This is a genomic window from Actinoplanes sp. NPDC048988 (assembly GCF_043197815.1).
Taxonomy (GTDB): domain Bacteria; phylum Actinomycetota; class Actinomycetes; order Mycobacteriales; family Micromonosporaceae; genus Actinoplanes.
In genome coordinates, this window is sequence record NZ_JBICTW010000004.1 from 604,180 (window position 1) to 629,514 (window position 25,335).

Genomic DNA, 25,335 nt, shown 5'->3' on the forward strand with positions numbered 1-25,335 from the left:
GTCTGGCAGCGTCGCGTCGTTCGACGGCCGTCTCTTCCTGCCGCCGGCCCGGACGGCGGCCCCGGGTCGGAGGCGGCCTCCTACCGGGGTAGGAGAGGATGTCGCCCGTGATCACGTTTCCCGCCGGCGCGTCCGGCCGTCCGAGCAGTTCGGCCTTCGGGCGGTCGGTGGTCGCGGACGCCCTGCGCGCCGTCTCGCCGGAGGCGGCCGGTGCCGCGGCCGCGGAGCCGGATTGGCGGCGCGGCTATCCACGGCACTTCCGGCAGTTGATCGCGACGGCGAAGACCGGCTACGAGGTGGCCGCCGCCGGGCTGGCCTCGGTCCACGAGCGGATGCCGGTGCCGATCACCGCGCCCGGGAAGCCGCTGGAGACGGTCACGGTCGAGGGTGGCGAGAAGCCGTCGCGCGAGGTCGCTCTACCGTACGGAAAAGAACTTCTCCGAGGCGCGGCACTCGATCGCCGGCTCGACAAATGGGTCGAGGCCGGCGTGATCGAGGAGTCGTGCGCCACCGCGGTGCGGGCCGTGCGGGACAACCCGGACTGGCTCGATCTGAGCGACCAGCAGCTGGTCGTGCTCGGTGCCGGGGCCGAGATGGGCCCTCTTCCGGCGGTGCTCGAGTGGGGTGCGACTGTCATCGGCGTCGACCTGCCCCGTGTGGAGGACCGGATCTCGGCGCTGGCCGCTCGGTCGGCCGGGCGGTTGATCGTGCCGCGGGGTGTCGACCTGCTCGAGGACGTCGGCGGGCTCGCGCACTGGCTGGCCGACCGGCCGGAGGGGCGCCTGACGCTGGGCAACTACGTCTACGCGCCCGGCGCCGCGTACACCAAGCTTTCGGTGACCGTGGACGCGCTCGCGGCGTACCTCAAGAAGGTCCGTGACGATGTCGCCCTGGCCTTTCTCGCCACGCCGACGGACGTCTTCGCCGTGCCGTCCTCGGCCGTCGCGCAGTCGGCCGAACGTTTCCGCGCGCGGTCGCGCCTGGCCCGGGTGACCGGCGCGCTCTCCGGTGGGCGGCTTCTGCAGCCGAACTACCCGGACGGCACTGAGCCGGGCATCAACGACAGTCTGGTTCCGCAGCAGGGTCCCAACTACGCGCTGGCCAAACGCATTCAGCGCTGGCGGGCCAGCCTGGCCCGGCGGGACGGCGCGGTCAGTTTCTCGGTGGCGCCTCCGGCCCGGACCAGATCGGTCGTCTCCCACCGGATCCTGGCCGCGGCCTACGCCGGCGCGCACCGCTTCGACGTCGAGATCTTCGAACCGGCGACCGCGAACCGCCTGATGGCCGTGCTGATGGTCCACCAGCTGCGCAATCCGCGCCCGGCGGCGGCCGAGGCGTGGCGCGACGAGGCGGTCGAGGCGGCGCACGGCGGGCTGTGGCGGACGGCCTATCACCCGCGTACGGCGCTGGGGCTGGCCGCGGTCAGAGGTTTTCTGGGCTGAGGCCGTGGATGCGGCCGGCGGTGGTGGTGAGCCGGGCGCCCGAGCCGCCCCAGCGCAGGGCGACGATCTCGGCGGCGATGCTGACCGCGGTCTCCTCCGGCGTGCGGGCGCCCAGGTCGAGCCCGACCGGTGACGCCAGGCGGGTCGTCTCGTCGCCGGTCAGGCCGGTCTCCTCGAGCCGTTTGAGCCGGTCGTCGTGGGTACGCCGGGAGCCCATCGCGCCCACGTAGGCGACCGGCAGCCGCAACGCGACCTCCAGCACCGGCACGTCGAACTTGGGGTCGTGGGTCAGGACACAGAGGACGGTACGCCCGTCGACGCGCCCGGCCTCGGCCTCGGCGGCCAGGTAGCGGTGCGGCCAGTCGACCACGACCTCGTCGGCCGACGGGAAACGCTTCCTGGTGGCGAAGACCGGCCGGGCGTCGCACACGGTCACGTGGTAGCCGAGGAACGACCCGATGCGGGCGGTCGCCGCCGCGTGGTCGGTGGCGCCGAAGACCAGCATCCGGGCCGGCGGGGCGAACGAGCCGACCAGCACCGACAGGCCCTCGCCGCGGCGTTCGCCGCTGGGGCCGTAGTGCAGCGTCCCGGTGCGGCCGGCGGCCAGCAGCCCGCGCCCGTCGTCGGTGGCCGCGTCGTCGAGCCGGTCACCGCCGAGCGTGCCGCTCCGCTCGTCGGGGGTGATCAGCAGGTGCCGGGCCGTGGTCTCGTCGAGGCGGGTGAGCAGGGCGACCGGCCGGTTGGCGGTGATCGCCTCGGCCAGCGCCGGCAGCTCCGGGAAGGACTCCCGGTCGACCCGCTCGATGAGCATTTCGATGGTGCCGCCGCAGGTCAGGCCGACCTCGAACGCGTCGTCGTCGCTCACCCCGAACCGGACCGTGCGGGCCTGGCCGGTCTCGGCCACCTCACGGCAGATCTCGTAGACCGCGCCCTCCACGCAGCCGCCGGACACGCTGCCGGCGACCGTGCCGTCCGGTCCGACGGCCATCGCCGCGCCCGGCTGGCGAGGCGCGCTCGACCAGGTGGCGGTCACGGTGGCCAGGCCGGCCGGCTCGCCCGCCGCCCACCAGCGGAGCAGGGGATCCAGTACGTCACGCATGGGGATTCAACTCCGGAACGTCGAGGTCGAGATCATCGGATACGTCGCCCACGGCGACCACCTGGACCAGCCCGGCGTGCGCGCGCAGGTAGTCCCGCGCTCCGGAGTCCCCGGTGGCGGACGCCGCCACACCTGCCCAGTGCTCGCGGCCGAGCAGCACCGGGTGCCCGCGCCGTTTTCCGTACCCGCCCATGACCAGCGCGTCCGCGCTCGCCGAGGCGCTGACCCGGCGGACCGCCTCGGCCGAGACGCCCGGCATGTCGACCAGCAGCACCACGGCCGCCTCGGCCTCGGTCGCCTCGAGGGCGCTCAGCCCCACCTTCAGCGAGGACGCCATGCCCGTCTCCCAGTCCGGGTTGACCACGACGCCGGGAAGATCGGGCATCTGATCGGCGGCGGCTCCCAGCACGACCACGATGGGCGACAACCGCGCCTCACGCAGGGTGTCGACCGCCCGCTCCACCAACAACTTCCCGGAGTATCGGACGAGCGCCTTGGGCATGCCGTACCGCCGCCCCGCACCCGCCGCGAGCACCAACCCGGCCGTCATCCCTGAAGCCTAATAAATGAGTTGGCAGACGGCCCGTACTGACGAAGCATCGATTCCGTTCCTCTCCACCGTTTTTCGAAAGAGCGCCGGTTTTGTCAGCGACGGTTTCTGTCTTCGCGTCCCCCTCCAGCTGGATCGAGTCCAGTGCCGTCGACCAGTGCCACCAGGTGGCCGCCCTCGACGGCATGCTCCACGTGGCCGGCATGCCCGACCTGCACCCCGGCAAGGGCGCCCCGATCGGCGCCGCCATGCTCTCCACGGTTCTCTACCCGTTCCTGGTCGGTTCCGACATCGGCTGCGGCATCGCCGTCTTCCCGATCCGGCTCAAACGCCCGGTCGCGGAGAAGCTGGCCCGCAAGTTCCCCGACCTCGACTACTCCCCCCAACCCGACGACCTTGCTTGGTCGTACGTCGAACCGAGCATCCCGGCCGGCCACAGCGACCACCTCGGCACCGTCGGCCGCGGCAACCACTTCGTCGAGCTGGCCCGCGTCGACGCCGTCCACGCCGAACGCCCCGGCCTGGACCGCGGCGACCTGATCCTCATCGTCCACAGTGGCTCACGGGGCCTCGGCGAGCGCATCCTGCGCGCGCACACCGAGGTGCACGGCGCCGGCCCGGCCGAGGATCCGGCGGCCTACCTGGCCGCCCACGACGACGCGGTGCGCTGGGGTTCGCTCAACCGCCGCCTGATGGCCGCCCGCGTCGCCCTCGCCCTCGGCGCCACCCCCGAGGACCCGATCGTCGACGAGTGCCACAACCTGGTCGAGGTCCGCGACGGCGCCTACCTGCACCGCAAGGGCGCGGCCCGGGGCGACGGCCGCGACGTGCTGGTCGCCGGCACCCGGGGCACCCCGTCCTTTCTCGTGGCGGCCCACGCCGGCGCCGAGGCGAACTACTCGGTGGCGCACGGGGCCGGCCGCAAGATGTCCCGCTCCGACGCGTTGCGCCGGGGCAAGGCCAAACACACGGTCGAGGAGCTTCGCCGTACGCCGGTCGGCTCGATCGTCGTCTGCGGCGACCGGCAACTCCTGTTCGAGGAGGCGCCCACGGCGTACAAACGCATCGAACAGGTCGTCGGCGACCTCACCGCCCACGACCTGGCCACCCCGGTGGCGGTCACCGTCCCGCTGGTCACCTACAAGACGGTGGCCCACTGATGACCAGGCACCTGATGCTGTCGGCCGGTCGCGGGCCGCTCGAGTGCTCGTGGGCCGTGGTCCGCCTGCTCCCGCGCCTGGAGGCCGACGCCCGGCGCCACGGCGTGCGCTGCGAGCGACTGACGACGGTGGCCGGCGACCGCCCGGGCACGCTGCGGTCGGCGGTGGTCCGGCTGGGCGACGACGACTTCGCGGCCTCCTGGACGGGGACGCTGTGCTGGCAGGCGTCCAGCCCGTACCGGTCGACCGGCCGCAAGAACTGGTACGTGACCGCCCAGCCCTGCTCGTTCGACACCGTGGCGACCCCCTTCTCGGCGGACGACGTCGACATCGTCCCCGTCCGCACCGGCGGCCCGGGCGGTCAGCACCGCAACAAGGCGAGCACGGCCGTCCGCGCCACGCACCGCCCGTCCGGCCTGGTCGTGGTGGCCGACACCGAGCGACAGTTCTCCCTCAACCGGGCCGTCGCCCTGCGCCGCCTCCAAGCCCGCCTCCAGGAGGCTGACGAGGCCGCCGCCCGCGCGGTCGAGACGTCCCGCTGGCGGATCCACGACGACCTGGTCCGGGGCGACCCGGTCCGGACGGAGCGGCCGTCAGGTGGCGCGGGCGCGTAGGCGGCGCAGCATCCGGGCGTCGCCGAAACCGACGGCCCGGGCCGCGGCCTCGACCGTGGTGCCGTGGCCGATCAGGTATTCGGCGCGCTCGACGCGCAACTGCTGCTGGTAGCGCAGGGGCGTCTGCCCGGTCGCGGCCTCGAAGAGGCGGGTCAGGGTGCGTTCGCTCACCCCGGCCCCGGCGGCCAGGTCGGCCAGAGGCAGGGGATCGCTGAACGATCCGTCGATGCGGTCCTGCACGCGGTGCACGACGTCGCTGAGGTGGCCGCGGTGGCGCAGCATCGCCGACGCCTGCTGTTCGCCGCCGTTGCGCCGGGCGTAGACCACCATCTCGCGGGCCACCCGGGCCGCCACCGCCGGACCGTGCCGCTGGGCGACCAGGTACAGGGCCAGGTCGATGCCGCTGGCGATGCCGGCCGAGGTGACCACGCGGCCGTCGCTGACGTACAGGACGTCGCGGATCACCGTGGCCCGCGGATGCCGGCGGGCCAGCGTCTCCTGCAGGTCGTGGTGCGTCGTGCAGCGCCGGCCGTCGAGCAGGCCGGCCAGGCCGAGCGCGGAGGCGCCCGAGCAGACGCTGGCCACCGTGCCGCCGGCCTCGTGGTGGGCGGCGATCCGGGCCAGCAGGGCCGGGCCGGGCGGGTCGAAGCCGTCCCGCCAGCCGGGCACCAGCACCAGGTCGTCCGGGGTGAGCTCCGGCCACCCGACGGCGGCCTGCAGCCAGACACCCTGCCAGGTCGGGACCGAGGCGGCCGAGGCCACGTAGTGCAGCGCGTAGCCCGGCGCCGTCCTGAAGACCTGCGCCGGGCCGGCCAGATCGAGCAGATGCAACTGCGGCGTCAGTACGAAGACCACCCGTTGCACGATCCGGTCACTCCCCCAGATAGTCGGCGACCGTTCGGACGGCGGCGAACCGCCCGGCCAGCGCGTACTCGGTGCGGGCCACGACGTCCGCCGCCGCCAGCGTACGCGGGTCGGCCAGCAGCTCCTCGACGCTCTGGCCGGCCGGCGCCATCCAGTGCGGGATCGGGAAGGTGCCGGTGGCGTCGGTGAGGAAGGTGACCTGGTACCCGAAGTCGGAGGCCACCCGGGCCGTCGTCTCCACGCACTGCTCGGTGCGCAGACCGGTCACCGCCACCGAGGTCACCCCGGCGGCCGTCAACAGCTGCTGGAGGTTGGTCGTGGTGAAGGCGTTGTGCGAGGTCTTGGTCACGACGGCCTCGTCCTTGGCCGGCTCCAGTTCCGCCACCACCCGCACGTGGCCGCTCTCGGGGTCGAAGAGCCCGCCGCTGCCCGGCTCGGCGTGCAACACCCAGACGACCTTGTCGCCGGCCGCCCGCGCCGCCTCGACCAGCCGCCGCACGTTGCCGATCAGAGCCGGGTTGTTCAGCGTCGCCCACAGCGGCCGCTCGCGGAACGATTCCTGTACGTCGATCACCAGAAGCGCGTTCGTCATGCCTTGATGATTCGCCGGCGCCGGCCACGCCCGTAAGGCACGTTCACGCCCCACCCCGGACCGATCCGGTCACGGGCGGCAATCCGGCGCGGCTACGTACCGGTCAGCGGCGCGATAATGCCCTCGTGGGGCTTGCATACAACGAGGTCGATGTGGTCCAGCCGCCGCGGCTGCGCGCCGGTGACGAGGTGCGCCTGGTCGCTCCCGGCGGGCCGGCGATCCGCCGGGACGCCGAGGCGATCCGGGCGCGGCTCGAAGGGCTGGGGCTGCGGGTCAGCGCCGGCGCGTACACGTTCCAGGAGAGCGAGACGCACCGGGCAGAGGACCTCAACCGGGCGCTGCGCGACCCCGGGGTGCGGGCACTCGTGGCCGTGCGCGGCGACCGGCGGGAGCACCGGATCGTGAACCGCCTCGACTTCAACACCGCCGCCGCCCACCCGAAGCTGTTCATCGCCGGCGGCGACGGCGCGATCGTGCACCTGGCCCTGTGGGAGCGGGCCGGGCTGGCCGGCCTGCGCGGCGATCCGGCCGGCGCGTTCGGCGCCGAACCGGTCACCCTGGTGTCCGACCCCAAGGCGCCGACCGGGGAGCTGACCACCACCGGGCGGGCCCGGGGCGTGCTCCTCGGCGGCGACCAGGACCAGGTGGCCGCGGCCGCCGGGTGGGTGCTGCCCAGCCTGAGCGGGGCGATCCTGCTGCTCGAGGGGGACGGTCTGGCCGCCGGCCGCATCGACCGGCAGCTCACCATGCTGCGCAACGCGGGCCGGCTCGACGGGCTGCGGGGCGTGGCCGTCGGGCGGTACACCGACTGCGGCCCTGGCGTGCTGGACGTTCTGCACGATTGGTGCGGTGCTCTGTCCGTACCCCTGATCGGGGGCCTGGATGGTGAAAATCTGCCCGTCGGAACCATGGCCGAGCTGGACGCGGACGCCGGAACCCTGACCGTGGACGCGGCGGTTTCGTGAGGTAGTCGATTGCCGGGGAACCCCGTTCGCCGGGGCGGCAGGACCAGCGAAAGGAACCGACATGGCCAGCGACCCCCGACCGGCCGCCGCGTCGCCGGCGGCTTCGCCACCACCCTGCGGGAACCGGGCGTGGCCACCGACGGCCCGTACGCGGAGATCCTCGGCGGCTTCTACCTGATCGAGGCGGGAGACCTCGACGAGGTTCAGGGCTTGGCGGCGCTGCTGCCCGAGGTGCGCGACACGCACAGCGCGGTGGAGATCCGCCCGATGGTCGAACACGGATTACCGACATCGGTGCCGCCCGCGCCGGGCTCGTAGTGCTCTCGCGTGTGGCGGTGGCCACACCACCGCCGCGATTGCCTCAGGAGGCTGGTTACCCACCCGATAGTTGGGGTACAAATAGTTGGCGTGGCAACGATAGGAGGGCGTGAGGGTCATGGCGAAGAACGCTGAAGGCCGCGGCCGGGTGAAGCAGTGGTTCCACGACACGTTCGACGACTGGTGGTTCCGCTCCATCATCGGACCCGCCCAGACCCGCAACGCCGTCCAGGGCTGCGACGAGGGCGCCCGCGAACAGTGGAAACGAGACCTCGAAAACCGCAAGCGCTACACCCGCGAACAGCGCGAACGCAAACGCCTGGCCCGCGAGTCCGCCCAGCGCTCCTGAGCCACCCGGCGGCCCGTCGCCGCCCCGCGCCCGCAGGCCACCCAGCGCTCGCACGGCCGTCCCGCGCTCGTAGGCCACCCAGCGCCCGCGCGGCTGTCCCGCGCTCGTAGGCCACCCAGCGCCCGCGCGGCTGTCCCGCGCTCGTAGGCCACCCGCCCTCGTAGGCCACCCAGCGCCCGCACGGCCGTCCCGCGCTCGTAGGCCGTCCCGCGCTCGTAGGCCGCCCGCGCTCGCAGGCCACCCAGCGCCCGCACGGCCGTCCCGCGCTCGTAGGCCGCCCAACGCGCGCAGGGTCGCTCAGCGTCTCCGAGGCCGGCCTGCGGACTTGAGTCACCCGGCACTGCCGCCGGCCAGTCGCCGCTGAGCGACGGTCCGCCGACCGCCGGCCGGAGACACCTGTCAGCACCAGCCACGCTGGGGCTCGCGGCCGCCGGCCTCACTGCCGGCGCCCTGCCCTTGGACGACCAGGCCATCCCCGGCTTCGTCGCCCGCACTCAACGCCGCGATCCCGCACTACGCGACCGGCAGCGCGGTCGCCAACTCCCTGAGCCTCCTCCTCGTAGTAGTTCCGGCCCGCATAGCCGCCGAACCGCCCTCCTCCGCCTGACTCCCACAGTCGCGGTGACCCTTGGGAGAAAGACGGATCGCGTAGTCCCTTCGTCCATGTGCGGGGGACAAAGGGCGACATGATCAGGCTGGGCTTGCGGCGGGCGGCACTGCCTTCGCGGCCACAGGACCTCGGTTTCGCCGCCTGACAGTCCTATCACCTCCTCGTGGCAACGACCCGTTTTCCACAGTCCCGGAGTTGTCCACAGCCCTCCCCCGCGCTCCTGCGGCGCACGCAATGATGGAGCCATCCCGGAGGCCGGCGGGGGCGGCTTCACGGCTTGGGGGTTTGGAGGGCAGCGAAGGTGTAGGGCTTCAGCGTTATGGCGTCGGACTTTCCGAACTGCTTGGCCAGGAGCTGGCGCATCGGCCAGCGGGACATCGAGCGCATCGATGCGGCCCGGGCGCGGATCATGAGGCGGCTCTTGGGGGCGAAGGCGTGCATGCCGCCGGGCGGCAGGCGGGTGCCCTCGGCCACGTAGGAGGCCATCGCGTTCTGGTAGGCGGGGAAAGCGGCCTCCGGGTCCCCGTGGGTGGCCAGTTCGCCGGCCAGCACGTAGGCGCCGACCAGGCTCATGCTGGTGCCCAGGCCGGCCAGTGGGGAGCCGCAATATCCGGCGTCGCCCAGCAGGACGGTTCGGCCTCGGGACCAGGTGTCGACGTGTACCTGGTCGATCGAGTCGAAGTAGAAGTCGGCGGCGGTCGGCATCGCGGCCAGCAGCGACGGGACCTTCCAGCCGGCGCCTTCCAGGTTGCGCGCGATCAGCCGCTGTTGCTCCTCGCGGCTCAACCGGCCGTACCGGGTCCTGGACAGGAAGTTCAGGGCGGCCATGGCCCGGCCCTCGACGGTGGGGCGGATCAGGGCCACCCGGCCGCCGGGGGCGTTGTACATGTGGGCCCAATGGTTCAGGTCGTCGGGGGCCGGCACGGTGAACAGGGCGCCGTAGCCGCCCAGCGGGCGTACGAAGTCCGGCTCGGGGCCGAACGCCAGGGCGCGCACGCCGGAGTGGACGCCGTCGGCGCCGACGATCACGTCGTATCGGGCGCTGCCTCCGCTCTGGAAGGTCGCCCGGCCGTCCGGGGTCAGGGCGGTGATGCGGTCGCCGAAGCGGTAGTCGGCCATGGTCGCGGTGGCCTCGACGAGGATCCGGGAGAGGTCGCCGCGGGAGATCTCGATCTCGGCGACGATGCCCTCGCCGCCGAACAGGTCGGCCGGCATCTCGGCCAGGCGGCGGCCGCGGTTGTCGACCAGGGCGATGCCCCGCTCGTCGACGCGGCTGGCCCGGATGGCCGGCATCAGGCCCATGTTCTCGACGACGCCGCGAGCCACCCCGCGGACGTCTACCGCCTGGCCGCCGGGGCGCAGGCCGGGCGCCTTCTCGACGATGGTGACGTCGGCGCCGGCCCGGTGCAGCCAGAACGCCAGGGCCGGGCCGGCGATGCCGGCGCCGGAGATGAGTACGCGCATTTCCCGCTCCTCTGCGTACGGTGTACGTTGGTGTACTAGCCGAGCGTAGGAAGCGGACCGGCGACAGGGCAACGTGTACTAGTACGGCGGTGGGTCGACCCAGGAGGTGTACTAGTGCATCCGTACCGGAGGATCGTCGAGGACGTGCGGCGGCGGATCGAGTCGGGCGAGCTGCGGCCGGGTGACCGGGTGCCGTCGGCCCGGGCCCTCACCAAGGAGTGGGGGGTCGCGATCGCCACCGCGACCCGGGCCCACGCGGCCCTGCGCGACGAAGGGCTGACCGTGGCCCGGCCCGGCGTGGGCACCGTGGTCGCGGGTCCGGCGCCGCGCCGGGAGCACGAGCTGACCCGGGAGCGGATCGTGGCCACCGCCATCGACGTGGCCGACCGGCTCGGGCTGGCCGAGCTGACCATGCGCCGGCTCGCGGCCGAGCTCGGGGCGGCCACGATGTCGCTCTACCGCTACGTGCCGAGCCGCGACGACCTGATCGTCGCGATGATCGACAAGGCGCTGGGCGAGATCCGGCTGCCCCGGCGGCATCCGGGCGGCTGGCGGCCGGCGATCGAGCTGGCCGCCCGGCAGGAGTGGGCGGTCTTCCAGCGTCACCCGTGGCTCAGCTCGTCGATGTCGATCACCCGGCCGCAGATCGCGCCGAACGGGCTCCGGCTCAGCGAATGGGTGCTGGCCTGTTTCGACGGCACCGGGCTCGACCTCGAGGAGCGCATGTACGTGCAGATCGTGCTCTTCACCTTCGTCCGCGGCGTGGCCAACGGGCTGGAACCGGAGGCCGAGGCCGTCCGCGAGACCGGGCTGACCAACGAGCAGTGGATGGACACGCAGGCGACCACCCTGACCGAGGTGATGGACACCAACCGGATGAGCCACTTCCAGCAGCTCACCGAGGAGGGCTTCGAGTTCGGGCTCGACCTGGTCTTCGAGTTCGGCCTGGCCCGCATGCTGGACGGGCTCAGCCTGTTCGTACAGGCACGGGGCTGATCGTGGCCAGCCGCAGCTTCGTCTCGTCCTCGCTGCCGGGCACGGCCGTCATGATCACGATCTTCAGCTCGGCGTCGCCGTCGGTCAGGGTGTCGCAGTCGACGGTGATCGGCCCGGCCGACGGATGCTCGATCACCTTGCGGTCCTCCCGGTGGGCGCCGACCGCGCCGGCCGCCCACAGCGCGGCGAACTCGTCGTTGCCCTCGCGCAGCTCACGCACGAGCACCGCCAGCCGCCGGTCGTGCGGGAAGCGGCCGGTGGCCCGCCTCAGGTCGGAGACGATGGCCGCCCTGGTGCCGCCGGGGTCCCGGGTGGTGACCGGCCACCGGGACAGGTGGGGGCCACCGTCACCGACCGGGAAGTTGTCGCGGGCGAAGTTGCGCAGGCCGCGCGGCGACGCCGACGGGTCGCCCAGCAGGCCGGCCCAGCCCCGGTTCCACCACAGCAACTGCCAGTCGGCCGCGAAGACGGCGGCGGCCGTGTCACCGAGCCGGGTCACCACCCGCTGCACGCCGGGCGGGATGTGGTCGGCGATCTGATCGTGCGCCGGCGGGGTGAGCCGGGCCAGCCGGAACAGGTGGTCGCGCTCGTCCGGGGTGAGCTGCAGGGCCCGGGCCAGCGCCGCCGTGACCTGGGCCGACGGCGTGGTGGCCCGGCTCTGCTCGAGGCGGACCACGTAGTCGACCGAGACGCCGGCGAGTTCGGCCAGTTCCTCCCGGCGCAGGCCGGCGGCCCGGCGCCCGTGCCGGGCCGGCAGGCCGGCGGCGGCCGGCGACAACCGTTCCCGCCAGCCCCGGATCGTCGTGCCGAGAGCTGTCATGACGACCATTGTTCCTCCGCCGGCGGCCGCGAAGGTGGTACTGGCTTTCTCTGGAAGACACCCCCGATCAGGCGTTGCATCGACGGCATGACGATCACCTTCATCACCGGGGCCAACAAGGGCCTCGGCTACGAGACCGCCCGCCGCCTCATCGCCCTCGGCCACACCGTCGTCGTCGGCGCCCGCAACCCCGCCCTCGGCGCCGCGGCGGCCGAAGCCCTGGGCGCCCGCTTCGTGCCCATCGACGTCACCGACGACGCCTCGGTGGCCGCCGCCGCCAAGGACGTCCAGGAGCACGAAGGGCTGGTCGACGTGCTCATCAACAACGCGGGCGTATCGGGCCCGATGGGGGATCCGAGCGGGCTCACCGGCGGCGAGGTGCTCGACGTGCTGAACGTCAACGTGGCCGGTGTGGTCCGGGCCACTACCGCGTTCCTGCCGCTGCTGCGCCGCTCGGCCGACCCGGTCATCGTCAACGTGAGCAGCGGGATGGGGTCTCTCGAGCACACGAACGACCCGTCCCGGCCCGAGTCGCACGTCATCGCGCCCGCGTACACCTCGTCCAAGGCGGCCCTGACGATGTTGACGAACCAGTACGCCAAGGCCCTTCCCGACGTACGCGTCAACGCCGCCGACCCGGGTTACACGGCCACCGACTTCAACGGCCACTCCGGACCACAAACCGTCACCGAGGGTACGGACGCCGTGGTCGCCCTGGCCACGGAAGGCCCCGGCCACGGCTCGGGCCGCTTCATCGACCGGCACGACCTCACCCGATGAGCAGGACCACCTTTCCGCCGCTGTGCCGGGACTCCACGGCGGCGTGCGCCTCGGCGATCCGGTCCAGCGGGTACGGGCGCACCTCGATGAGAATCCGGCCCTGAGCCGCCAGGCCGATCACCTCGGCCAGGCGTTTCGGGTCGCGGCCGGCCCGGACCACGCGGGCGCCCACCTCGGCCGCGGCCCGGTCATCGGCGATCGTGCCGATCCGGTCGAGCGGAACGCCCAGCTCAGCCGACTGCGCGAGGGTCTCGCCGCCGGCGGTGTCGAGAGCGACGGTCGGCGCGAGACCGAGGGCACGGACGTCGTCGGCGAGCCCCGGCCCGTACGCGACGGGGACGGCACCGATCTGCCGCAACCAGTCGTGGCGGGCCGGGCTCGCCGTCCCGATCACGGTGGCCCCGGCCAGGCGGGCGAGCTGGGTGGCGACCGTGCCGACGCTGCCCGAGGCGCCGTGCACGAGCAGCACGTCGTCGGGGCCGACGCCCAGCTCCAGCAGCGACCCACTGGCGGTCTGCGCGGCCGCGACCAGGGCGGCCGCGGTGGCGAAGTCCAGGCTTGCCGGCTTGGGCACGACGTCGGCGGCGGGAACCACCACGAACTCGGCGGCGCCGTTCAGCATGGTCGAACCGAGCACGGCGTCCCCCGCCGCGACGCGCTCGACACCCGCACCCACGTGATCGACCTCCCCGGCGTACTCCTGCCCGATGGTCTGCGGAAAAGTGACCTTGGCCCAGGGCATGCGGCCGCGCCGGACGGCCACGTCGAACGGCTGCACCCCGGCCGCGCGCACCCGGACCCGCACCTGCCCCGGGCCGGGCACCGGATCGGGCAGATCGGTGACGCGGAGAACCGACGGCGGACCGAACTCATCGAAGACGGCTGCTCTCATGAGTCGACACTGCAACCTCGACCTACCTTAAGGTCAAGGGAATCACTGAGCGTGACGGATCATCGACGCTGCGCCGTCCCGGATGGCCGGATAGGTGGTAAATCATCGCCGGGCGGTCACGATCCCCGGCCGCCCCGAGCCCGCCGGGCGCGGCGTCGATACCGTTATCGCGTGTCTGAGATCCCGTGGTGGGGGCTGCCCCTCATCGCCGCCGTGTTCGCCCTGGCCGGAGCCGCGACCGTCCAGCTCGTGACCGCCCGCACCACCAGCCTGCGCAGTCGCCGGCGGCGCACCCGGCGGTGGTACGAGGAGCGCAAGGCCGCGTACGTCGCCCTGCTCGCCGTCTTCGAGCGCGACACCTACAGCCTGCGCACCGCCTACGACGCCGGCACCAAGCCGGCCTCGCCGCTGGCCTACGTCGACGAGGTCGGGCCGGCCCTCATGCAGGTGCGGCTGCTCGCCTCCGGGCCGGTGCGCAGCGCCGCGCTCGCCGTGCACCTGCTCCTGCAGCAGCTGCACAGCGACATGAACCCGGCCGCGGTGTCCGGCGTACAACCGCAAATTCATTTCCGTGAATTGCTGACCCAGGTGCCGCTCGTGATGCAGCAGTTCGAGGCGGCGATCCGCGAGGAGCTGCGGATAGAGGCCACGCCGCCGGTCGAGGCCGAGTCGCTCAACGGGCGCGCGCGGTCGCTGCTGCGACGGCAACCACAGACGCAGCCTCTAGAGGGTTCGGCCGATGTCCGGCAGGATCTGAGTCGTGACCGATAGGAGCGAAACCACCGCCGCCGTCATCCGCAGCGGGATCGTCGCGATCCTGCGTGCACCGTCCGCCGACTACTTCTCCGCCGTCGCCGAGGTGCTGGTCGACTCCGGCATCACCGCCATGGAGGTCACGCTGACCTCCCGCGGCGCCGTCGAGGCCATCGCCGGGCTCCGGCGCCAGCTGCCCGCCTCGGTCGCGATCGGCGCCGGCACGGTCCTGACCGCCGACGACGCCAAGGCGGCGGTCGACGCCGGCGCCGAGTTTCTCGTCTCGCCGGTGATCGACGCCGAGCTCGTGGCCGGCTCCGAGGTGCCGTTCTATCCGGGCACGAGCACACCCACGGAGATGTACGCGGCCTACCGCGCCGGCGCCGAGCTCGTGAAGCTCTTCCCGGCCGCCGGCCTCGGCCCGTCCTTCCTGCGTGACGTCCGCGGGCCGCTGCCGCAGATCCCGGTCATGCCCACCGGCGGCATCAAGATCGAGGACATCGCCGACTGGCTGTTCGCCGGGGCCAAGGCGGTCGGCGTCGGATCGCCGCTGATCGGCGACGCCGCCACCGGCGGCAACATGCACGCCCTGGCCGCCCGCGCGCGGCACGCGGTCAGCGCGGTCGCGTTCGCCCGCTCATGACCGGCCCGGGTCTTTTCACCTTCGGTGAAACCATGGGCCTGGTCGCCGCGGACGGCATCGGCCCCTTGACGTACGCCAAGAGCTTCTCCTTCGGCATCGGCGGCGCCGAGAGCAACGTCGCGGTGGGCGTGGCCCGTCTCGGCGGCCAGGCCACCTGGCTCGGGCGGGTCGGGCCGGACGCGACGGGCGCGCTGATCGCCGAGCGTCTGACGGCTTCGGGTGTACGAGCCCTCGCCATCACCGACGAGGCCTTCACCGGCCTGATGGTGCGGCACAAGCGGTCGGCGCAGTTCGCGCAGGTCGACTACCACCGCGCCGGCAGCGCCGGTTCGCGGCTCTCCCCGGCCGACGTGCCCTCGGCCGAGCTGACCTCGGCCGGCGTCGTCCACGTCACCGGCATCACGCCCGCGCTGAGCGAGACGGCCCGGGCCGCCGTCTTCCAGTCGGTCGAGACGGCCCGCGCGGCCGGCGTTCCGGTGTCGGTCGACGTCAACTACCGCTCGAAACTGTGGAGCCGCTTCGACGCCGCCCCGGTCCTGCGAGACCTGGTCTCGCGGGCCGACGTGGTCTTCGCGTCGCCCGAGGAGGCCGAGCTGTTCGTCGACACCGACGACCTGCTGGGCGCCCTGGCCAAGCTGGGACCGTCCGAGGTGGTCGTCAAGGACGGCGCCCGCGGCTGCCGCGCCCTGATCGACGGCGAACGCCACGAGCTGCCGGTCCTGCCGGTCACGGTGGTCGACCCGGTCGGCGCCGGCGACGCCTTCGTCGCCGGCTACCTGGCCGACCGGCTGGCCGGCGCGGCCCCGGCGGCCCGCCTGACCACCGCGATCGCGGCCGGCGCCTTCGCCGTCACCGTCCCGGGCGACTGCGAGGGCGCGCCCACCCGGGCCGACCTGACCGCGCTGACCGGCGACGACGTGCATCGCTGAGAACGCCGGGGGTATTCCACCCCCATGCGCATCGGAAACACGGAAGTCCGGGTCCTGGGCGGCCCGCTCGGCTGCCTCGGCATGATCCTCTTCTCGGTCCTGGCCTCGGTTCTGCTGACTGTCCTGCTCAACGTGGTGCTGTGAGCGGCTACGCGCTGAAGGCCTGCTGGGGTTGCGGGCGGATCCAGTGGGTCAGGTTCTCGGGGCGGTCGGCCTTGCCGTAGAACCAGCCCTGGATCAGGTCGCAGCCCTGGCCGTACAGCCAATCCCGCTGGGCCTGGGTCTCGACGCCCTCGGCGACGACGAGGTGACCCATGGCGTGGGTCATGGCCAGGACGGCCCGGACGATGGGCTCGTCGCCGCCGTCCTCGCCGATGCGGCTGATGAAAGCGCGGTCGATCTTCACGACGCCGACCGGGAGGCGATGCAGGTAACTCAGTGACGAGTAGCCCGTACCGAAATCGTCGATGCACAGCACCACGCCCAGCGCGTGCAGGGCGTTGAGCGTGAGCAGGGCGGTCTCGATGTCCTCCATGACGCCGGACTCGGTGATCTCCAGCCAGAGGCTGGACGGCGTCAGGCCGGTCTCGCGCAGCACGTCGTCGACGACGTTGACCAGGGAGCCGTCGCGCAGCTGCCGGACCGCCACGTTCACCGAGACGTGCAGCCGGCGGTCGCCGGGGCGGCGCAGGGCCTGCCACTCGATGAGCTGCCGGACCGACTCGCGGAGCAGCCACTCACCCATCTCCACGATCATGCCGGTCTCCTCGGCGATCGGGATGAACTCGTCGGGCCGGACGAAGCCGTGCTCGGCCGAGTTCCAGCGCATCAGCGCCTCGAAGCCGTCCAGCTCACCGGAGCGTACGTCGACGATGGGCTGGAAGTGCACGGCCAGCTCGCCGCGCTCACCGGCGCCGCGCAGCGCCTGCTCGAGCTTCACCCGGTCGCGGACCTGATCGCGCAGCGAGGTGTCGAAGAGCGCCACCGCGTTGCGGCCCGACCCCTTGGCCTTGTACATGGCGGTGTCGGCGTCCCGGATCAGTTCCAGGGCGTGCGCGCCGCCGTGCGACTTGGCCACGCCGATCGAGGCCGAGATGACCACCTCGCCCACGGTCAGCCGGAACGGGCGGGCCAGCTCGACCAGCAGCCGTTCGGCCAGCGAGTCGGCCAACCGCAGATGCGACGGGCTGGCCAGCGCGATCACGAACTCGTCGCCGCCGATCCGGGCGACGATGTCCTGCGTACGGACCTGGGCGCTCAACCGGCCGGCGACCTCGCAGAGCAGCTCGTCGCCGACGCCGTGCCCCCAATGGTCGTTGATCATCTTGAAGCGGTCGAGGTCGAGGAAGAGCAGGCTGATCTCCTGCCCCTCGTCGGCCACCCGGCCGGCCCAGCCCGCCACGGTCTCGGCGAGCAGTTCGCGGTTGGGCAGGTCGGTGAGGGCGTCGTGGGTGGCGCGGCGGCGGTTGGCCCGCTCGGCCCGGACCCGCGAGTTGTTGGAGCGGACCACACGTACCAGCACGGCCACCACGACCAGCGCGCACAGCAGTGCCCGGACCAGGTTGTTGGTGAGGCTGCCGAGCGGCATCAGGGTGGCCACCACGGTCGGCACGACCATCACGGTGGCGATCACGGCCAACCGCATGCGGCTCAGATCCCGGACCACGATCTTTTGAGGCTGGGTGAGCGTACGCATGGACGGGTGCAGCGCGGCGGCCGGAATGGCCACGAACATGGCGGCGAACAGGACGTCCACGACATGCTGCGACGCCGAGACCATCTCGGCGTCGCGCAGCGTGAAGAGCAGATCGGCCACGAACATGTCGGCCGAGGCGACGACGAGCATCCACAGCGCCGGCTGGCGGGCGCCGCCGGCCAGCAGGAGCTGGGCGATGAGCACCAGCAGGACCACGTCGATGATCGGGAAGAACGCGTCGACCACCCGCACGACGGTCATCCCGGTGCCGTCGATCGCCGGCGCGATTACGAAGGTCCAGGTCAGGAACGCGCCGGCCAGGCCCACGAGCAGGGCGTCGATGCGGGCGGGATCGTCGTCGGCCGCGCGGCGGCGGCGCAGCATGCCGCTGAAACCGGCGCCGAGCAGGATGTACGCGGGTACGACGAAGGCGTTCGGGATCAGCGCCATCATCGTGGGCGGTGTGGTCATCGTGCTCGGCACGGCGGCCCGGATGACGCTGGCCACGACGAACAGGTACGCCGCGTAACGGATGTACCGCCACGGCGTGCGCTGGTCGGCCGGAAGATGCCGGTGCGGGCCGACGTGCAGGGCGACGACGCCCAGCACCATGATCAACGCCGTGGCCGGGACCTGCGCCCAGACCGGGCCGGCCGCCAGGACCGCGAGCAGCGCGACGCCCAGCACCAGGTGCAGGCGCGCTGCGGACGGTCCGAGACCGCGGGCGTTGGTCATGTCAGTGCCCATCGGCGGGCGAACCCGGTGGTAAAGCGGTTGTGATGTACCGGCCGTTCGGACATTCAGCCCCGAACCCCAGGGGATTTGACCGACTTTTCCGGACAGGCGCGGTACGTCCCCGGCAAGGTGTCACATGGCCGATGAACCAGCACCACAGGGGGACATGTGCACCGGAATCGGACGAACACCCGGGCGGCGACGGCGCTGCTCACGATAGTCGCGGGCACTCTGATCCCGCGTTCCACGGCCGCGGCCGAACCCGCGGCGCCACCGGAACTCCAGACGGTGACCTTGAGCGGTGCGGCCGCCGACCGCCCACAGACCAGCCCGTTCAGCCTGCTCGGGGCAACCTGGTCCGACCCGGCCGCCCGGCTGAACGGCGGGGTCCGGGTGCGAACCCGGGCGATCGCCACGGGCCGATGGTCGCCCTGGCAGACGTTGGAGGCCGACAGCGTCTCCCCGGCCGACCGCCGAGGATCAACCGACCCACTCTGGGTAGGCCCGTCGAACGGCCTCGAGGCCCGCGTGGTCGGCACCCACGGCCCGCTGCCCGCGGACCTCCGCGTCGACCTGTTCAACCCTGACGCCGGCGGAGCCGCGACGTCGCCGCCGACCACATCCGCACCGACCGCACCGATCTCTGCGCGGGCGGCCGTGACGATTCCGGTTCGGCCTGTGCCTCGGATGGTTCTGCGGGGGCAGTGGGGGGCCGACGAGAGCATCGTGCGGGGCAAGCCCGAGTACACGGGGGCTGTTCAGGAGTTCTTCGTGCACCACACGGCCACCGGGAACAACTACTCCTGTTCGCAGTCGGCCTCGATCATTCGCGGGATTCAGGCGTACCACGTCCGCAGCCGGGGCTGGGACGACATCGGGTACAACTTCCTCGTCGACAAGTGCGGGACGATCTTCGAGGGGCGCGGCGGGGGCGTTCAGATGCCCGTTCTCGGCGCGCACACCATGGGCTTCAACACCGATGCCAGCGCTGTCGCCGCCATCGGGACGTACGGCGGGTCGGGCGTCTCGGCCACCGTGCGGCGGGCCATCGCAACCGTCGCCGCGTACAAGCTGGGGGCCGCCGGGAACCTGCCGAGTGGGCGGGTCGTGCTGACCTCCGGGGGCAGCAACCGCTATCCCGCCGGCGCCCGGGTCGAGATGTGGCGGATCTCCGGACACCGTGACGCCGGGCGTACCGACTGTCCGGGCGATGCCCTCTACCGGCAGCTTCCCGCCATCCGGGCCATCGCCGGTGGCGCGCCGGCCGGGTTCCGGCTGCTGGGCATGGGCGGGACCTGGCCGTACGGGGGAATGTGGTTCACCAAGGGCACGATCACCCCGCGCTGGGACACGCGCACCGCCAGCGCGCTGATCAACCGGTTCGAGATCTACGTCGACGGGGTGCTGGCCGCCGCCGTGCCGGGCACGCACCGCACCACCACGCTGACCGTCTCGCCCGGCAAGCACGCCGTCTCCGTCCGTGCCCTGCACCTGTCGGGCCGGGTCGCCGGGATCACCACCACCGTGTACGCGGACGCGGTCGCGCCGGTCTTCGACAAGGAACCCGATCTCGTGCTGCGCCCGGGGACGATCGGCGCCACCGTGCCCGTCCGTCTCGACTGGAAGGCCGGCGACCCGGGCGGCCTGATCTACGTCGGGCTCACCAAGCCCACCCGGACGAACCTGCTCACCACCACGACCAGCCGGAACCTAGCGGTCCGGGCCGGCGTCCCGGCCACCTACGCGATCGTGGCCGGCGACCGGGCCCGCAACACCGTCAACGCCTCGGTCACCCGTACGCCGGTGGTCCTGTCCGAGGCCGCGTCGCAGCGGACCGGCACCTGGCGCCTGCTGAACAACCCCGCCTATCTGGGCGGTACCGCGCTGGGCGCCTCCACCGCGGGAAGCAGTGCGAGCTGGACCTTCAGCGGAAGCTCGGTGGCGCTGGCGTTCAGCCGGGGTTCGAAGGCCGGCCGGGTACGGGTGTTCGTGGACGGCCAGGCGCAGGGCACCGTCGACCTGAAGGCGACCGGGCCGCTCAACCGCCAGGCCGTGTGGTCGCGCTGGTGGGCCGGGAGCAGCGAGCACACCGTACGGGTCGAGGTCGAGGGCACCACCGGACGGCCGGGCGTCGCGATCGACGGCCTGGTTTACCTGAAGTGATAACTGACAGAAGATGTCAGGTACTCGGGGAAGGATCAGGGTCATGAGTGGATTCGCGACGTTGGCAATGATCAACCTGGATGCGGCCGATCCGGCCGGCCTGGCCCGGTTCTACTCCGAGGTGCTGGGCTGGAAGGTGCTGCACAGCCAGGACGAGTACGCGATGATCGGCGACGGTTCGGCCAGCATCGGCTTCGGCCAGGTGCCGGGATACTCCGGGCCGGGCTGGCCCCGGGAGAGCGCGCCCAAGCGCTACCACCTCGACTTCTACGTCGAGGATCTGGACAAGGCCGAGCAGCAGGCGCTCGCGCTGGGCGCCACCAAGCCGGACGAGCAGCCGCAACCGGACCGCTGGCGGGTGCTGCTCGACCCGTCCGGTCAGCCGTTCGACATCTGTATCAAGAGCTAGCCGAGTGATCACGGGCCTGGGTGACCAGGCCCGTGATCATCCAGTCGGCCAGGCGCTCGAAGGTCGGCTCCCGCACCGGCCCGCCCTCGGCGAACGCGGCCGTGAGATGCGGAAACTCCGCGGGCGAGACGGGCTCGGCGACCTGCGGAACGCCGGCCGACAGTTCGGACGTCACGAACGACGCCACGAAGCCCGTCACGAGAGCGATCAACTCCATCCGGGTCGCCCCGCCGAGCCCGGTCGGCGCGAGCGCCGCCAGCCCGCGCTCCAGATAGGCCAGGGTGTTGCGGCCCGTGAGGCGGCGGTTCGGCAGGGCCGACGGCAGCCACGGATGTGCCAACATCAGCGCCCGCTGCGATCCGGCGATGGCCAGCAGATCGGCCCGCCAGTCTCCCGTCAGCTCCACCTGGGCGGCCGTGCCGCCGACCCGGTCCACCATCAGGTCGATGAGGAAATCCCTGGTGGGGACGTACGTGTAGAGCGACATCGCCCCCGCCCCGATCTCGGTGGCGACCCGGCGCATGGTGACCGCCGCCAGCCCTTCCGCGTCGGCGATGGCCACCGCCGCGTCCACCACCTGGTCACGCGTGTGCGACGGCGGTCTTCCGCGAGCCATCGATGCCTCCTACTATTTCTGGTACGACGTACGGAAAAGGGGATCGCCCGATGGAAAGACTGCCACTGTTCCTCCGCCTGCTGCGACGGCGGACCCGCAACGGGCCGCCCGCCCGGTACGACGTCCACCGCGACGTCGGCCTGCCCGTCCCGGCCGCCGACCGGAGCCCGATGCTGACCGACCACTACGCCCCGGTCACCGCCGAGCCCTGCCCGACCGTGCTGATCCGCGCCCCGTACGTGCGAAGCGGCTTCCCCTGGAACTACCTCTACGGCGTCCTCTTCGCCGAACAGGGCTTCCATGTGCTCCTGCAGAGCACCCGCGGCGCCGGCGGCTCGGGTGGCACGTTCCACGCCTGGGTGAACGAGACCGCCGACGGCCGCGCGGCCGTCGAATGGTTGCGCAAACAGGACTGGTTCACCGGTGAGCTCTACACGCTCGGGGCCAGCTACATGGCGTACACCCAATCGGCTCTGGCCCTTGACCCACCGCCCGAATGGCGCGGCGCGGTGCAGCAGGTCGGGCACAACGACCCGCACGACTTCTTCTGGAGAGGCGGGGCGTTCGGCCTGGAACGGGCCCTCGTCGGCGGCCTGGCCCTGTTCCAGTCGTCCGCGCTGACCAGCGGCGACCTGCTGCGGGCGGCGCTGCGCCTGAAGTTCCGGCTCCGCCAGGCCACCCACGACGTGCCACTGATCGACGCCTATCCGCGGGTACTCGGGGGCCGGCGGCCGGCGTTCGAGGAGTGGCTGGCCCACCCGGAGCCCGAGTTCTGGCGCGACGCCGACATGACCGAGGCCGCCGGCGCCATGGAGGTCCCGGTCAGCCTCAGCACCGGCTGGTGGGACCTCTCCATCGACCAGACGCTCGAGCAGTACGCCCGTCTGCGCGCCGCCGGCCGCGACGTCGACCTGCTGATCGGCCCGTGGACCCACACGTCCAGCCTGGAGAAAGGCTGGGCGGAGATCTTCTCCCAGGCTCTGCGCCGGCTGCGCGGCAAACAATCGCCCTATGCCGTACGGGTCCACGTGGGCGGCGCCGGCGAATGGCGCGACCTGCCCTCGTGGCCACCACCGGGAACCCGGGCCGCCCCCCGCTCATTCGTCGACACACCGGTGACCTTCCACTACGACCCCGCCGACCCGACACCGTCGATCGGAGGCCCGCTCCAGTCCCCCACGCAGGGCCAGGTGGACAACGCGGACCTGGAGAAACGCCCGGACGTGCTCGTCCTCACCGAAGAGCCGCTGGCCGAGGCGCTGACCGTGATGGGCCAGGTGACCGCCACAGTGGACGCCACCACCACGGCCGCCAGCGGCGACCTGTTCGTCCGCCTGTGCGACGTCGACCCGGCCGGCCGCTCCCTCAACATCTGCGACGGCCTGACCCGCATCCCCGCCGAAGGCCCCACCCACATCGACCTGGGCCCGACGGCCCACGTCTTCCGCCCCGGCCACCGCCTGCGCCTGCTGGTGGCGGGCGGTGCCCACCCAAGGTTCCTGCGCAACTACGGCACGGGGGAGCCACCGGGGCGGGCGACTGAAATGCGGGCAACCGACACCACGATCCGTACGGCAGCCCTGAACCTGACCTTGGTTTGACGCTCCCGGCCGGTGGGGTATCTCGGCGCCGCCATCCCCACAGATCGAGGAGCATTCATGTCCATCCAGGGCGTTTTCTATCTGATCGCGGTCATCCTGCTCGTGCTGGCCGCCCTGCCCATCAGCACGCGCGGCGTGAGCCTGGCGTTGCTGGGGGCGGCTTTCGCCCTGCTCGGCTACTCCTGGGACACCATCACCGGCTGACGCCGGCACGGTCGGCGGCCGTCAGCGCCGCCGGCCCGCACGCCGATGGGCGTGGTGCACCTCCGACGACCGCCTGACCCGCTTGCCCTCAGAATCAAGAGTCGTAGCGGTCGCTGTGGAGGGGTCGGGCGGAAGAGGTCCGGCACAGTGCAACTTCGACTCGCGGTCCTCGGCCAGTAGCCGAGCACCCACCGGCACCGCCGCCCGCTCGGCCATCCACACCAGGCAAGCCACCGGCAACCGGCGGCGCGAACCAGTATCGGACACCGGCGCGCACCGCGACAGGCTGCCGCCATCCGGGTTCGAAAGGCGGCCGCAGTCCCGCGCTACGGGCGGAACTGCGGCTCGGTGAATCGGCGTCGGCGCTACACGGTTCGGCGGTAGATCACGGACTGCCAGGGGGCCAGGGTCAGGCCGGACGGGGCCGGCAGGTTGGTCAGTACCAGTTCGGCGTCGGACCAGCCGTCGATGTCCGCTGTCACCGAGTCGCCGGAGAAGTTGCCGATGACCAGGAGCTCGGTGGAACCCAGGCGGCGGGTGAAGGCGTACAGCCGCTCGTCGTTCGGCAGCAGCATGGTGAAGTCGCCGTCGACCACGGCCGGCTCGTTGTGGCGCAGCTCGATCAGCCGGCGGTAGTAGTGGTAGACCGAGTCCGGGTCGTCGTGCTGGGCCGCCGCGTTGATCTCCGGGTAGTTCGGGTTCGCCGCCAGCCACGGCGTTCCCGTTGTGAAGCCGGCGTTCGCCGAGGAGTTCCACTGCATGGGCGTACGGGCGTTGTCCCGGCCCCGGGCCCGCAGCACGGTCAGCACCTCTTCGGGTGTCCGGCCCTCACGGTCGACCGCCTGCGCGTAGTGGCCCAGCGCCTCGATGTCGCGGAAGTCGGCGATCGTACGGAAGGGATAGTTGGTCATGCCCAGCTCTTCGCCCTGGTAGACGTAGGGCGTTCCGCGGTGCAGGTGCAGCACCGTGCCGATCATCTTGGCCGACGCCACCCGGAACTGGGGGCTGTCGTCGCCGTACCGGGAGACCGCCCGGGGCTGGTCGTGGTTGTTCCAGTACAGGCTGTTCCAGCCCACCTCGGCCAGGCCCGCCTGCCAGCGGTTGAAGATGGCTTTGAGCTTGGTGAGCTGGAGCGGGACGAGCTGCCAGGGGTCGTCGCCGCGGTCGGCCCACACGTGGTCGAACTGGAAGACCATGTCGACCTCGCCGCGCGCCGGGTCGGTGAACAGTTTGGCCTCGTCCACTGTCACGCCGGGCATCTCGCCGACGGTCAGCATGGCGTCGCGGCCGGCGAAGACCTTCGCGTGCATCTCCTGGAGGAACTCATGAATGCGAGGACCATTGATGTACGCCGGTGAGCCGTCCCCGTACGAGGAACCGGCCGTGAGGCGGCCGTCGGGCAGCGAGACGTCCTTGGAGATCATGTTGATGACGTCCATCCGGAAGCCGTCGACGCCCCGGTCGAGCCACCAGTTCATCATGTCGTAGACGGCCGACCGGACCTCGTCGTTCTCCCAGTTGAGGTCGGGCTGCTTCTTCGAGAACAGGTGCAGGTAGTACTCGCCGGTCTTCTCGTCGTACTCCCAGGCGGAGCCGCCGAACGCCGATCCCCAGTTGGTCGGCTCGGCGCCGGGGGTGCCGGGTTCCATGCCCTCGCGGGCCGACCGCCACCAGTACCAGTCGCGTTTGTCGCTGGAGAGCGAGGAGCGGGAGTCGGCGAACCAGGGGTGTTCGTCGGAGCTGTGGTTCACCACCAAGTCCATGATCAGCTTCATGCCGCGGGCGTGGACGCCGGCCAGCAGCTCGTCGAAGATCTCCAGGGTGCCGAAGATCGGCTCGATGTTCTGGTAGTCGCTGATGTCGTAGCCGTTGTCGTCCTGCGGGGACGGATAGATCGGCGAGAGCCAGAGCACGTCGACGCCGAGCCCGGCCAGATGGTCCAGGTGCTCGATGATGCCGCGCAGGTCGCCCATGCCGTCGCCGTCGGCGTCGGCGAAGCTGCGCGGGTAGATCTGGTACACGACCGCGCTCTTCCACCAAAGATCCGTCATGCGAGTTGTCTAACACGAGA

Annotated in this window: 25 protein-coding genes; 15 read left to right on the plus strand and 10 right to left on the minus strand. The window is 72.0% G+C overall.

The window, feature by feature from the left end; genetic code table 11:
- The first annotated feature begins 98 nt into the window (after window positions 1-98).
- Entirely contained in the window at window positions 99-1,442 is a 1,344-nt protein-coding gene (locus tag ACGFJ7_RS17200; RefSeq protein ID WP_360240475.1) for a hypothetical protein, read from the plus strand.
- Here the strand turns inward: ACGFJ7_RS17200 and ACGFJ7_RS17205 are convergent.
- Together ACGFJ7_RS17205 and ACGFJ7_RS17210 are read right to left on the minus strand one after the other, a co-directional pair.
- Window positions 1,423-2,541, minus strand: coding sequence for an XdhC family protein (locus ACGFJ7_RS17205; protein ID WP_360240478.1), 1,119 nt, complete (start codon window positions 2,539-2,541; stop codon window positions 1,423-1,425). The genes ACGFJ7_RS17200 and ACGFJ7_RS17205 overlap by 20 nt on opposite strands.
- Entirely contained in the window at window positions 2,534-3,091 is a 558-nt protein-coding gene (locus tag ACGFJ7_RS17210; protein ID WP_360240481.1) for a nucleotidyltransferase family protein, read from the minus strand. The genes ACGFJ7_RS17205 and ACGFJ7_RS17210 overlap by 8 nt, the downstream gene beginning before the upstream one ends.
- A gap of 92 nt (window positions 3,092-3,183) precedes the next feature.
- Here ACGFJ7_RS17210 and ACGFJ7_RS17215 point away from each other — a divergent pair, with 92 nt between their 5' ends.
- Together ACGFJ7_RS17215 and prfH are read left to right on the plus strand one after the other, a co-directional pair.
- A complete protein-coding gene (locus ACGFJ7_RS17215) occupies window positions 3,184-4,251 on the plus strand; it encodes an RNA ligase RtcB family protein (RefSeq protein WP_392642672.1) in 1,068 nt (355 codons plus the stop codon).
- Complete coding sequence (gene prfH / locus ACGFJ7_RS17220; protein ID WP_392642673.1) at window positions 4,251-4,865, plus strand: peptide chain release factor H; 615 nt, start codon at window positions 4,251-4,253, stop codon at window positions 4,863-4,865. The genes ACGFJ7_RS17215 and prfH overlap by 1 nt, the downstream gene beginning before the upstream one ends.
- Here prfH and ACGFJ7_RS17225 read toward each other — a convergent pair.
- Complete coding sequence (locus tag ACGFJ7_RS17225; protein ID WP_392642674.1) at window positions 4,845-5,729, minus strand: GlxA family transcriptional regulator; 885 nt, start codon at window positions 5,727-5,729, stop codon at window positions 4,845-4,847. The two genes, prfH and ACGFJ7_RS17225, sit on opposite strands and share 21 nt — an antisense overlap.
- Window positions 5,730-5,736: 7 nt before the next feature.
- Entirely contained in the window at window positions 5,737-6,321 is a 585-nt protein-coding gene (locus ACGFJ7_RS17230) for a cysteine hydrolase family protein (RefSeq protein WP_392642675.1), read from the minus strand.
- Window positions 6,322-6,446: 125 nt separating this feature from the next.
- Between ACGFJ7_RS17230 and ACGFJ7_RS17235 the strand changes: the two genes are divergently transcribed.
- From ACGFJ7_RS17235 to ACGFJ7_RS17245, 3 genes are all read left to right on the plus strand, one after another.
- On the plus strand, window positions 6,447-7,286 hold the full coding sequence (locus ACGFJ7_RS17235) for an LD-carboxypeptidase (protein WP_392642676.1): 840 nt from the start codon (window positions 6,447-6,449) through the stop codon (window positions 7,284-7,286).
- A gap of 129 nt (window positions 7,287-7,415) precedes the next feature.
- On the plus strand, window positions 7,416-7,604 hold the full coding sequence (locus tag ACGFJ7_RS17240; protein ID WP_392642677.1) for a YciI family protein: 189 nt from the start codon (window positions 7,416-7,418) through the stop codon (window positions 7,602-7,604).
- A 118-nt stretch (window positions 7,605-7,722) separates the two neighbouring features.
- On the plus strand, window positions 7,723-7,953 hold the full coding sequence (locus ACGFJ7_RS17245) for a hypothetical protein (RefSeq protein WP_360240502.1): 231 nt from the start codon (window positions 7,723-7,725) through the stop codon (window positions 7,951-7,953).
- 880 nt (window positions 7,954-8,833) lie between these two features.
- Here ACGFJ7_RS17245 and ACGFJ7_RS17250 read toward each other — a convergent pair.
- Window positions 8,834-10,027 (minus strand): FAD-dependent monooxygenase, encoded by a 1,194-nt coding sequence (locus ACGFJ7_RS17250; RefSeq protein WP_392642678.1) that lies wholly within the window; start codon window positions 10,025-10,027, stop codon window positions 8,834-8,836.
- A 114-nt stretch (window positions 10,028-10,141) separates the two neighbouring features.
- Here ACGFJ7_RS17250 and ACGFJ7_RS17255 point away from each other — a divergent pair, with 114 nt between their 5' ends.
- On the plus strand, window positions 10,142-11,023 hold the full coding sequence (locus tag ACGFJ7_RS17255; RefSeq protein WP_392642679.1) for a TetR/AcrR family transcriptional regulator C-terminal domain-containing protein: 882 nt from the start codon (window positions 10,142-10,144) through the stop codon (window positions 11,021-11,023).
- Here the strand turns inward: ACGFJ7_RS17255 and ACGFJ7_RS17260 are convergent.
- Complete coding sequence (locus ACGFJ7_RS17260) at window positions 10,995-11,843, minus strand: helix-turn-helix transcriptional regulator (protein ID WP_360240512.1); 849 nt, start codon at window positions 11,841-11,843, stop codon at window positions 10,995-10,997. The genes ACGFJ7_RS17255 and ACGFJ7_RS17260 overlap by 29 nt on opposite strands.
- Window positions 11,844-11,930: 87 nt before the next feature.
- Here ACGFJ7_RS17260 and ACGFJ7_RS17265 point away from each other — a divergent pair, with 87 nt between their 5' ends.
- Complete coding sequence (locus ACGFJ7_RS17265; RefSeq protein ID WP_360240515.1) at window positions 11,931-12,623, plus strand: SDR family NAD(P)-dependent oxidoreductase; 693 nt, start codon at window positions 11,931-11,933, stop codon at window positions 12,621-12,623.
- Here the strand turns inward: ACGFJ7_RS17265 and ACGFJ7_RS17270 are convergent.
- Window positions 12,613-13,515: an NADP-dependent oxidoreductase gene (locus ACGFJ7_RS17270; protein ID WP_360240518.1), complete on the minus strand. Its 903-nt coding sequence runs from the start codon at window positions 13,513-13,515 to the stop codon at window positions 12,613-12,615. The two genes, ACGFJ7_RS17265 and ACGFJ7_RS17270, sit on opposite strands and share 11 nt — an antisense overlap.
- Before the next feature lie 171 nt (window positions 13,516-13,686).
- Here ACGFJ7_RS17270 and ACGFJ7_RS17275 point away from each other — a divergent pair, with 171 nt between their 5' ends.
- Genes ACGFJ7_RS17275 through ACGFJ7_RS17285 form a run of 3 tightly spaced genes read left to right on the plus strand, consistent with a single transcriptional unit; the run spans window position 13,687 to window position 15,840 of the window.
- Complete coding sequence (locus tag ACGFJ7_RS17275) at window positions 13,687-14,286, plus strand: hypothetical protein (RefSeq protein ID WP_360240521.1); 600 nt, start codon at window positions 13,687-13,689, stop codon at window positions 14,284-14,286.
- A complete protein-coding gene (locus tag ACGFJ7_RS17280; protein WP_392642680.1) occupies window positions 14,276-14,911 on the plus strand; it encodes a bifunctional 4-hydroxy-2-oxoglutarate aldolase/2-dehydro-3-deoxy-phosphogluconate aldolase in 636 nt (211 codons plus the stop codon). Before ACGFJ7_RS17275 ends, ACGFJ7_RS17280 begins: the two co-directional genes overlap by 11 nt.
- A complete protein-coding gene (locus ACGFJ7_RS17285; protein ID WP_392642681.1) occupies window positions 14,908-15,840 on the plus strand; it encodes a sugar kinase in 933 nt (310 codons plus the stop codon). Before ACGFJ7_RS17280 ends, ACGFJ7_RS17285 begins: the two co-directional genes overlap by 4 nt.
- 148 nt (window positions 15,841-15,988) lie before the next feature.
- Here the strand turns inward: ACGFJ7_RS17285 and ACGFJ7_RS17290 are convergent, their stop codons facing one another.
- Window positions 15,989-18,271 carry a putative bifunctional diguanylate cyclase/phosphodiesterase gene (locus ACGFJ7_RS17290; protein WP_392642682.1) on the minus strand — a complete coding sequence of 761 codons (2,283 nt, stop codon included), beginning with the start codon at window positions 18,269-18,271 and terminating at the stop codon, window positions 15,989-15,991.
- Between the two features lie 168 nt (window positions 18,272-18,439).
- Between ACGFJ7_RS17290 and ACGFJ7_RS17295 the strand changes: the two genes are divergently transcribed.
- Window positions 18,440-20,434: a peptidoglycan recognition protein gene (locus tag ACGFJ7_RS17295; RefSeq protein ID WP_392642683.1), complete on the plus strand. Its 1,995-nt coding sequence runs from the start codon at window positions 18,440-18,442 to the stop codon at window positions 20,432-20,434.
- A 43-nt stretch (window positions 20,435-20,477) separates the two neighbouring features.
- Window positions 20,478-20,843, plus strand: a complete 366-nt coding sequence (locus ACGFJ7_RS17300; RefSeq protein WP_360240536.1) for a VOC family protein — start codon at window positions 20,478-20,480, stop codon at window positions 20,841-20,843.
- Here the strand turns inward: ACGFJ7_RS17300 and ACGFJ7_RS17305 are convergent.
- The gene (locus ACGFJ7_RS17305) at window positions 20,833-21,459 is read right to left on the minus strand and encodes a TetR/AcrR family transcriptional regulator C-terminal domain-containing protein (protein ID WP_360240539.1); all 627 of its coding nucleotides are present in this window, start codon (window positions 21,457-21,459) and stop codon (window positions 20,833-20,835) included. The genes ACGFJ7_RS17300 and ACGFJ7_RS17305 overlap by 11 nt on opposite strands.
- Window positions 21,460-21,509: 50 nt before the next feature.
- Here ACGFJ7_RS17305 and ACGFJ7_RS17310 point away from each other — a divergent pair, with 50 nt between their 5' ends.
- Complete coding sequence (locus ACGFJ7_RS17310; RefSeq protein ID WP_392642684.1) at window positions 21,510-23,060, plus strand: CocE/NonD family hydrolase; 1,551 nt, start codon at window positions 21,510-21,512, stop codon at window positions 23,058-23,060.
- A 57-nt stretch (window positions 23,061-23,117) separates the two neighbouring features.
- On the plus strand, window positions 23,118-23,264 hold the full coding sequence (locus ACGFJ7_RS17315) for a hypothetical protein (RefSeq protein WP_360240545.1): 147 nt from the start codon (window positions 23,118-23,120) through the stop codon (window positions 23,262-23,264).
- 365 nt (window positions 23,265-23,629) lie between these two features.
- Here ACGFJ7_RS17315 and ACGFJ7_RS17320 read toward each other — a convergent pair whose 3' ends face one another.
- On the minus strand, window positions 23,630-25,315 hold the full coding sequence (locus ACGFJ7_RS17320; protein WP_392642685.1) for an alpha-glucosidase: 1,686 nt from the start codon (window positions 25,313-25,315) through the stop codon (window positions 23,630-23,632).
- Window positions 25,316-25,335: the final 20 nt, after the last annotated feature.